This window comes from Pseudomonas sp. 18.1.10, from assembly GCF_024655625.1.
Classification (GTDB): Bacteria; Pseudomonadota; Gammaproteobacteria; order Pseudomonadales; family Pseudomonadaceae; genus Aquipseudomonas.
Genome location: NZ_JANLGL010000224.1, coordinates 1 through 8709 on the forward strand (window position 1 = coordinate 1; position 8709 = coordinate 8709).

Consider the following 8709-nt stretch of genomic DNA (forward strand, 5'->3'; position numbering starts at 1 on the left):
GCGCCGGAAGTGGGGCGAATTATAGACATCTGAAATCTGCCGTCAACCGTTAATTTGGTTTTTCTATCAAACAAGCCGAAAAAACCAAACTCCCTCTATATAGAAGAAGCAAACCAAGAAAACTGAGCAATATATTGCTCAGCCTCAAACAGTTAAGCATCATAGCGCCCAATGCTTCTCTATATATGACCTCGGACGAACACCCCAATGACCACCTCCTCCCGTAGCCTGGCCTCGGCATTGTTTCCTGTCGGCCTGCTGCTGATCGCCATGGCGTCTATTCAATCCGGCGCCTCACTGGCCAAAAGCATGTTTCCTACAGTCGGAGCGCAGGGCACCACAACCCTGCGCCTGGTTTTCGCCAGCGTGATCATGCTGCTTCTATTGCGGCCATGGCGTGCCAAGCTGACGGCAAAGTCGCTGCGTACCGTGGTCATCTACGGCATCGCGCTGGGGGGTATGAACTTTCTGTTCTATATGTCGTTGCGCACAGTCCCCCTGGGTATTGCCGTAGCGCTAGAGTTCACCGGGCCGCTCGCCGTAGCCATCTACGCATCGCGACGAGCCGTCGACTTCCTGTGGATTGGCCTGGCAATCATCGGACTGCTGCTATTGATCCCCATGGGAGAGGCCAGCCACGGCATCGACTTGATCGGCGCCGCCTATGCCCTGGGCGCTGGCGTCTGCTGGGCACTCTATATCCTGTTCGGCCAAAAAGCCGGCAACGACAACGGCGTCCAGACCGCCGCATTGGGTGTGATGATCGCCGCCTTGTTTATCGCGCCAATTGGTATTGTCCATGCCGGCGCTGCATTGCTGACCCCCACCCTGATCCCAGTCGCCATCGGTGTCGCCATTCTGTCCACGGCCTTGCCCTACACCTTGGAGATGGTTGCACTGACACGCCTCCCCGCCCGCACCTTCGGCACCCTCATGAGTATTGAACCCGCATTCGGCGCACTCTCTGGCCTGTTATTCCTGCAAGAACACCTGTCCCTGGCACAATGGCTGGCCATCACCTGCATCATCCTGGCCTCCGTCGGTGCCACGCTGACAATGCGCAACGAATCAAAACCACTGGTTGCGGCGGATTGAGGCATCTTTGCAGGTAGCTCTGGTATTTGCCGCTCATTTAGGCCATGTTTATGCTGTAAACGAATGTCATTCATGGAGATTTTCGACAGGGACAGCGCGAACGCTACACTCGAGAGCGAGCAGAGCCAACTTCAAGTACTGCGAAGTGGCTATTAAGGATAGGAATGAAGCGAATTTTGATACTGTTAATGGTCATGGCCATTGCTGGCTGTGCCGCGACCACCAAGACAGAAGTAAAACGGGGCAAAAAAGGGCTGCATATCAACTGTTCGGGCCTGTCGTCCTCCTGGGACCAGTGCTACACCAGTGCTACCAACTCCTGCGGCGCAAAAGGCTACCGGGTTATCGCCAAGTCCGGTGACAACTCCGAGGAACCAGGGGACTACCCCTTCGGCCTTAACCCTGCCGGCTACACCAGTCGCAGTATGATCGTCATTTGCAAATAATCGCCCGAGCAGTCAACCACCGACTGCTCGCATTTAATTCCCGCGACAAACCCAGCCCTTGGCGGCACTGCGTCTAGACTCCTGCTCGACTATCGAGCCAACGGAGTTCCCATGACGCACAACAAGAAAATCGTATTGGTAGTGGGTGCTGGTGATGCCACCGGTGGCGCCATTGCCAAACGCTTTGCCCGCGAAGGCTATGTCGCCTGTGTCACCCGCCGCAGCGCAGACAAATTGCAGCCCCTGGTAGACAGCATCCGATTCGCAGGCGGCGAAGCCCATGGCTTTGCCTGCGATGCACGCAAAGAAGACGATGTGATCGCATTGGTCGAACAGATTGAAACCGAGCTGGGGCCCATTGAAGCGTTCGTCTTCAACATCGGCGCCAACGTCCCCTGCAGCATCCTCGAAGAAACCGCACGCAAGTATTTCAAGATCTGGGAGATGGCCTGTTTTTCAGGGTTCCTGAATGCACGCGAAGTCGCCAAGCGCATGGTCACCCGCAACCGAGGCACAATCCTGTTCACCGGTGCTACCGCAGGATTACGGGGTGGCGCAGGCTTTGCCGCATTCGCCGGGGCCAAGCACGGCATTCGCGCGCTCGCGCAGAGCATGGCGAGGGAACTGGGCCCGAAAAATATCCACGTCGCCCATGTGGTGGTCGATGGTGCCATCGACACCGACTTTATTCGCGACAATTTCCCGCAAAAATACGCCCTCAAGGACCAGGACGGCATTCTCAACCCCGAGCACATTGCCGACAACTATTGGTACCTGCACAGCCAGCCACGCGACGCCTGGACATTTGAACTGGATCTGCGCCCCTGGAATGAACCCTGGTAAGCCCCATAACAATAAGCAGAGAGCATCAGCCATGAATAAAACCCTGGAGTTCTTCTTCGACCTCGGCAGCCCCGCCAGCTATCTGGCATATACCCAACTCCCCGCACTGTGCGCCGAAACCGCAGCCCAACTGGTGTACCAGCCCATGCTGTTAGGCGGGGTGTTCAAAGCCACCGGCAATGCCTCCCCCATCGCCGTCCCTGCAAAGGGTCGCTACATGTTCGACGACCTGGCTCGATACGCCCAGCGCTACCAGGTAACCCTCAGGTTCAACCCGCACTTCCCGATCAACACCCTGGTGCTGATGCGTGCAGTCACCGGTATCCAAATGCGCCAGCCTGAACGCTTCGACGGCTTTGTCGATTGCCTGTTTCGCGCCCTCTGGGTAGACGGCCTTCACCTCGGCGATCCCGCCGTCGTCGCCAGAGTACTCACCGAACACGGCTTTGATCCTGAGGAGGTCTTGGCCCTCGCCAATGACGAAAGCGTCAAGACCGCCCTCAAGGACAAGACCGAACAAGCCATTCAACGCGGCGTGTTCGGCGCACCCAGCCTGTTTGTAGGCAATCAGCTGTTCTTCGGTCAGGACCGTCTGGAATTTGTGCGCGAAGCCCTGCTCAAATAGCCGCCGTACGCACCTGCAACCATTCAAGCGCAGCGCCACTGAGCAACGGGCTCAGGCGCTCGCGTACTTCAGCATGGTAGGCGTTGAACCACTCCCGCTCGTCCGCCGTCAGCAGCAACGGTTCCAGGCAGCGCGTGTCGATCGGGCACAGGGTCAGGGTTTCAAACTTGAGGAACTCACCAAACTCGGTCTTGCCCGCTTCACGGTTCAATACCAGGTTCTCGATACGCACGCCCCAACGCCCTGGACGATAAGTACCCGGCTCGATCGACGTAATCATGCCCGGCTGCATCGCTGTTTGCGGCGCGGCCACGGCCTGGTAGGCGATCACCTGCGGGCCTTCATGCACGTTGAGGAAATAACCTACACCGTGGCCTGTGCCGTGGCCGTAGTCCACACCCTCGGCCCAGATCGGCGCGCGGGCGATGGCGTCCAGCAATGGCGACAGGATGCCCTTGGGGAAATGCGCACGGGACAAGGCGATCACGCCCTTGAGCACCCGCGTGCAATCGCGCTTCTGCTCGTCACTCGGCGTACCGACCGGCACCATCCGCGTGATGTCCGTGGTGCCGCCCAGGTACTGGCCACCCGAGTCGATCAGCAACAAGCCATCACCTTCGATCAGCGCATGCTCTTCTTCGGTGGCATGGTAGTGCGGCATCGCCCCGTTGGCATTGTACGCAGCGATGGTATTGAAACTCAGCGACACATAACCCGGACGACGGGTACGCGCAGCAGTCAGTTGCTCATCAATAGTCAGCTCGGTGATACGTTCACGGCCCAACGCACCTTCCAGCCAAGTAAAGAATTCACACAACGCCGCACCGTCCTGCTCCATGGCCTGACGGATGTGTTCCGCGTCCGCCAGGCTCTTGCGCGACTTGGCCAGCGTGGTCGGATTCAGCCCTTCCACGAGCTTGACGCCACTATCAAGGTTCTCCAGCAGGCCCGCCGTGACGCGTGCCGGATCGACCTGCACACTGGCGCCCGCTGGCACTGCGCGCAATGCATCCGCTACTTCGCTGTAATCACGCAGGCTGACGCCATCCTGCTCCAGCACTGCGCGTAGCGCTGCATCGACTTTGCTCAGCGCCACAAACAACGTGGCGTGCTGCTGATTTATCAACGCGAAGGAAACAAACACCGGGTTAAACGACACATCGGCGCCACGCAGGTTGAACAGCCATGCGATGTCATCCAGGGTGGCGATAAAGTGCCAGTCGGCCCCCTTCTCTTTCAGGCTGGCGCGCAGTGCGGCGAGCTTCTCGCCACGGCTGACAGTGGCCTGGGGCGGCAGGTGTTGATAGATCGGCTGGTTGGGCAACGTCGGGCGGTCTTGCCAGACCTCGTTCAGCAGGTCGATATCGGTACGCAGACGTGCACCGCGCTCCGCTAGTTTCCCACCCAGGGTACGCGCCGAAGCCACGGCCATTACTGCGCCATCCACCGCCACCACACCACCTTCCGGTGTTTGCTCGGCCAGCCATTCCAGCGGCCCAGGTTGGCCCGGCTGTAGCTTCACCAACTCGATACCACTGCCCTTGAGTTCCTTGGTTGCCTGTTCCCAATAGCGGCTATCGGCCCATACCCCGGCGAAATCCGCAGTGACAATCAGCGTGCCCACCGAGCCGTGAAACCCCGACAACCATTGGCGCCCCTGCCAGTAGCCCGGCAAATACTCGGACAAGTGCGGGTCGGCTGAAGGCACCAGCAGGGCATGAATGCCCTCGCGGCGCATCAGTTCGCGGGTCTGCGCCAGGCGCTGGGGCACCGTTCCACGGGTCAAGGGCTGCGTACTCATTGTGTCTCCTGCTAACCACGAATAATTGTTATGTGTTGCGAAAAATGGATCAGACCGCCCAGAACGCCGGTGCGCTGGCCAGTGCCGCCTTGATTAACTGTGCAGCTTGGTCGATATCCTGCTCGGTAGTAAACCGCCCCAGGCTCAAGCGAATGGTACGGCCGGCACTGCGCGCGTCATGCCCCAACGCCAGCAGGACGTGGGACGGCGCGTTGCTTGCCGAGTTACACGCCGAGGTCGCCGAAAACGCGAGCCCCGCGCTCAACGCTGCTGTATTGAATTCGCCCTCGCCGAACGTGAGGCTCAGGGTATGGGGAATCCGCTGCGTCGCGCTGCCATTGAGGCGCACACCCGCAACGCCTTCCAATTGATCCAGCAGGCGCTGGCGCAAAGCCACGATGACGGCCTTCTCTTCAACGAATGACGCCGCCGCCAGGGCGAAGGCCGTGCCCATGCCAGCAATCTGATGGGTCGCCAGGGTACCGGAGCGCAAACCGCCTTCGTGACCGCCGCCGTGGATCTGCGCCAACACCTTCTGCTGCGCCCGCGGCCCGACGTACAACGCGCCGATGCCCTTGGGGCCGTACAGTTTGTGCGCGGAAAACGACATCAGGTCCACCGGCCATTCAGCCAGGTCGATTGCCACCTTGCCCGCCCCTTGCGCGGCATCCACATGCAACAACGCGCCATGCTCACGCACCCGCGCGCCAATGCCCTGGATGTCGTTGAGAGTGCCCAACTCGTTGTTCACCAACATCAACGACACCAGGAAGGTGTCTTCACGCAACGCTTCGCTCACCGCGTCGGCAGTAATCAGTCCATCGGCGTCCGGCACCAGGTAAGTCACGGCCACGCCGGCTTCCTGCAGTTGCCGCGCGGTGTCCAGCGTGGCCTTGTGCTCGATCTGGCTGGTGATGATATGCCCACCCGCCACGCCCCGCGCCTGGGCCACGCCCTTGATGGCGAGGTTGTTGGATTCGGTGGCACCGGAAGTCCAGACGATCTGCTCAGCCTGGGCACCGACCAGCTCGGCCACCTGGCGGCGCGCCTGTTCAACCGTTTGCCGGGCCGCTTGGCCGAACGCGTGGGAACTGGACGCAGGGTTGCCGAAATTGGCGTTGAAACCCAGACACTCAACCATGACCTGGATAACCCGCTCATCCACCGGCGTGGTGGCGGCGTAGTCGAAATACAACGGACGTTTATTCATGACATTAAAGACTCGCAGAGCAGGTTCCCGAGAGCAGCGTCTCAGGGGCATCGACCAGGACAGAGGTCGTCAGGTTTAACCGATCGAATGCCATTAAAAAAGGACCACTTTAGGTAAATGTGCGTAGGAACGCTCCTGAAATTCAGCTTAACAGGCTGAAGTCATGCCATGGAAAACAAAAAGCCCGAGGTTCCTGAAGGAAAACCTCGGGCTCTTCACGGCCAATGCCGTACTCAACTGGGACGACCCTGCAGGGTCACGCTGCGTTCGGCGTTCATCTCGCCGCTGCGATCAAAGCCGAACGGCTTCTGTGGCTGGCCAGTCAGCGCGGCCCGCTGCTGTTGGTATTCATCAAACGACAAACCGCGACGGTTCAACGCTTCCAGCGCCAACTGTTTGCTTTCGTCGGCCGTGTAAGGACGCAACTCAGGGGACGGATGGGTCGCACATCCAGCGAGGACGGCGGTGACAAGCAACAAGCAAACAGTTAGCAATCGGTGCATGGCGAGGGCTCTGCGAAGTAGGTTTCGAGTCAATGGACACAGGCTACTCCCGCACCTTCACAGTGAAAAATCACCTCCCGTGATAGTCGCTATCAGCCATCGCGACACCTTCTATAGCCGCCCTTATATATTTCTTTATGGTCTATAAATATGGAAATACGTTCATTTACGGAATAAACCTAACCCTCTATAAATGGCCACACACCCGACCGGAACTGTTCGCCACGCAACTGTTGCCCAGGCAACAGCCATTCAACAATTCAGCAGGCAGGCAACACCCGCGGTTTTCCGCCTCGAGCCTACAGCCCACGCCAATCAAGGCCCGCAGCCATTGGTACAGCTCTTGCTCAACACGTTGCACCTACTTGCTACGACCCCCTGTTGAAAAAGGAACTGTTCATGACCCGTCCCCTGAATGTCGTTGCCCTCTCCGGCGGAACCTGGCGCCCGTCCCGTACCCTCGTCTTGACCCAAGCGGTGCTGGCTGAACTGGCCGCCTTGCTGCCGATCCAGACCACCTTGATCGAACTGGGCGACATTGCCCGACCTTTGGGCGGGGCGCTGTCCCGCGACGAATTACCCGCCGAGGTCGAAAAGCAACTGTTGGCCATCGAACAGGCCGACCTGCTGATCGTAGCGGCGCCGGTCTATCGCGGTTCCTACCCTGGGTTGCTCAAGCATCTGTTCGATCTGGTCGGCCTCAACGCCTTGATCGACACCCCCGTGCTGTTAGCCGCGACCGGCGGCAGTGAACGCCACGCGCTGGTCCTCGATCACCAACTGCGCCCGCTGTTCAGCTTCTTCCAGGCCCTGACCTTGCCGATCGGCGTGTACGCCACCGAGGCCGATTTCACCGATTACCAAATAACCAGTGAGCCCTTGAAGGGCCGTATCCGCCTTGCGGCAGAACGCGCAGCGCCTTTGTTCGCTGCGCACTCCCCCTCTCTGCTGAAAATCGCTTAAGGATTTGTCATGGATGTTTTCTGGTTTCTGCCGACCCACGGCGACGGTCATTACCTGGGCACCACCCAAGGTGCGCGGCCCGTCACCCTCAACTACCTGAAGCAAGTTGCGCAAGCCGCTGACAGCCTCGGTTACTACGGTGTGCTGATTCCTACCGGACGCTCGTGCGAAGACTCCTGGGTTATCGCCTCGGCGCTGGTACCGCTCACCGAACGCCTGCGTTACCTGGTGGCGGTCCGTCCGGGCATCATTTCGCCCACCGTTTCCGCACGCATGGCCGCCACCCTGGACCGCCTGTCCAACGGCCGGTTGCTGATTAACGTGGTGACCGGCGGCGACCCCGACGAAAACCGTGGCGACGGCAGTTTCCTCGACCACAGCGAACGCTACGAAGTCTCCGACGAATTCCTCCAGATCTGGCGCCGCGTGTTGCAGGGCGAATCGGTAGATTTCGAAGGCAAACACCTGCGGGTGCAGAATGCCAAGGCCCTTTACCCACCGGTGCAGAAGCCGTATCCGCCGCTGTACTTCGGCGGTTCCTCAGACGCCGCCCACGACCTCGCCGCCGAACAGGTGGATGTGTACCTGACCTGGGGCGAGCCGCCCGCCGCCGTCGCCGAAAAACTCGCCGATGTGCGTGAGCGCGCCGCCCGCCATGGCCGCACGGTGAAATTCGGCATTCGCCTGCATGTGATCGTGCGCGAGACCGAGGAAGACGCCTGGAAAGCCGCCGACAAACTGATCGAACACATCAGCGATGAAACCATCGCCGCCGCGCAAAAGTCCTTCTCGCGTTTTGACTCCGAAGGCCAGCGCCGCATGGCCGCGCTGCATGACGGGCGCCGCGACAACCTGGAGATCGCCCCCAACCTGTGGGCCGGTGTCGGCCTGGTGCGCGGCGGCGCCGGCACCGCGCTGGTGGGCAACCCGCAGCAAGTGGCCGCGCGCATCAAGGAATACGCTGACCTGGGGATCGAGAGCTTCATTTTCTCCGGCTACCCGCACTTGGAAGAGGCCTACCGCTTTGCCGAACTGGTGTTCCCGTTGCTGCCGGAGCCGTACGCCAGCCTAGCCGGGCGCGGCATCACCAACCTTACCGGGCCGTTTGGCGAAATGATTGCCAACGATGTGTTGCCGGCCAAAGCCTGACGTTAGTGAGATCTGCTTTATGTGGGAGCGGGCTTGCTCGCGAATACGGTCAGTCAGATACAAATTCACCGACT

General features: G+C 59.9%; 9 protein-coding genes. 6 read left to right on the top strand and 3 right to left on the bottom strand.

What is annotated here, in order from left to right; genetic code table 11:
* Positions 1 to 207 precede the first annotated feature (207 nt).
* The 4 genes from rhtA to NUV89_RS25080 all read left to right on the top strand — a co-directional run bounded on the left by rhtA (position 208) and on the right by NUV89_RS25080 (position 3009).
* Positions 208 to 1095: a threonine/homoserine exporter RhtA gene (gene rhtA / locus NUV89_RS25065; RefSeq protein ID WP_257783436.1), complete on the top strand. Its 888-nt coding sequence runs from the start codon at positions 208 to 210 to the stop codon at positions 1093 to 1095.
* Positions 1096 to 1259: 164 nt separating this feature from the next.
* The gene (locus NUV89_RS25070) at positions 1260 to 1541 is read left to right on the top strand and encodes a hypothetical protein (RefSeq protein ID WP_016980214.1); all 282 of its coding nucleotides are present in this window, start codon (positions 1260 to 1262) and stop codon (positions 1539 to 1541) included.
* A gap of 111 nt (positions 1542 to 1652) precedes the next feature.
* Positions 1653 to 2384: an SDR family oxidoreductase gene (locus tag NUV89_RS25075; protein WP_257783437.1), complete on the top strand. Its 732-nt coding sequence runs from the start codon at positions 1653 to 1655 to the stop codon at positions 2382 to 2384.
* A 31-nt stretch (positions 2385 to 2415) separates the two neighbouring features.
* Entirely contained in the window at positions 2416 to 3009 is a 594-nt protein-coding gene (locus NUV89_RS25080) for a 2-hydroxychromene-2-carboxylate isomerase (protein ID WP_257783438.1), read from the top strand.
* Here the strand turns inward: NUV89_RS25080 and NUV89_RS25085 are convergent.
* The 3 genes from NUV89_RS25085 to NUV89_RS25095 all read right to left on the bottom strand — a co-directional run bounded on the left by NUV89_RS25085 (position 3002) and on the right by NUV89_RS25095 (position 6523).
* Positions 3002 to 4810 (bottom strand): aminopeptidase P family protein, encoded by a 1809-nt coding sequence (locus NUV89_RS25085; protein ID WP_257783439.1) that lies wholly within the window; start codon positions 4808 to 4810, stop codon positions 3002 to 3004. The two genes, NUV89_RS25080 and NUV89_RS25085, sit on opposite strands and share 8 nt — an antisense overlap.
* Before the next feature lie 49 nt (positions 4811 to 4859).
* Complete coding sequence (locus tag NUV89_RS25090) at positions 4860 to 6020, bottom strand: cysteine desulfurase family protein (RefSeq protein ID WP_257783440.1); 1161 nt, start codon at positions 6018 to 6020, stop codon at positions 4860 to 4862.
* 233 nt (positions 6021 to 6253) lie between these two features.
* Positions 6254 to 6523 carry a hypothetical protein gene (locus NUV89_RS25095; RefSeq protein WP_257783441.1) on the bottom strand — a complete coding sequence of 90 codons (270 nt, stop codon included), beginning with the start codon at positions 6521 to 6523 and terminating at the stop codon, positions 6254 to 6256.
* 399 nt (positions 6524 to 6922) lie between these two features.
* Here NUV89_RS25095 and msuE point away from each other — a divergent pair, with 399 nt between their 5' ends.
* Both msuE and ssuD read left to right on the top strand, forming a co-directional pair.
* Positions 6923 to 7486 carry an FMN reductase gene (msuE, locus tag NUV89_RS25100; protein ID WP_257783442.1) on the top strand — a complete coding sequence of 188 codons (564 nt, stop codon included), beginning with the start codon at positions 6923 to 6925 and terminating at the stop codon, positions 7484 to 7486.
* Positions 7487 to 7495: 9 nt separating this feature from the next.
* The gene (ssuD, locus tag NUV89_RS25105) at positions 7496 to 8635 is read left to right on the top strand and encodes an FMNH2-dependent alkanesulfonate monooxygenase (RefSeq protein ID WP_257783443.1); all 1140 of its coding nucleotides are present in this window, start codon (positions 7496 to 7498) and stop codon (positions 8633 to 8635) included.
* Positions 8636 to 8709 lie beyond the last annotated feature (74 nt).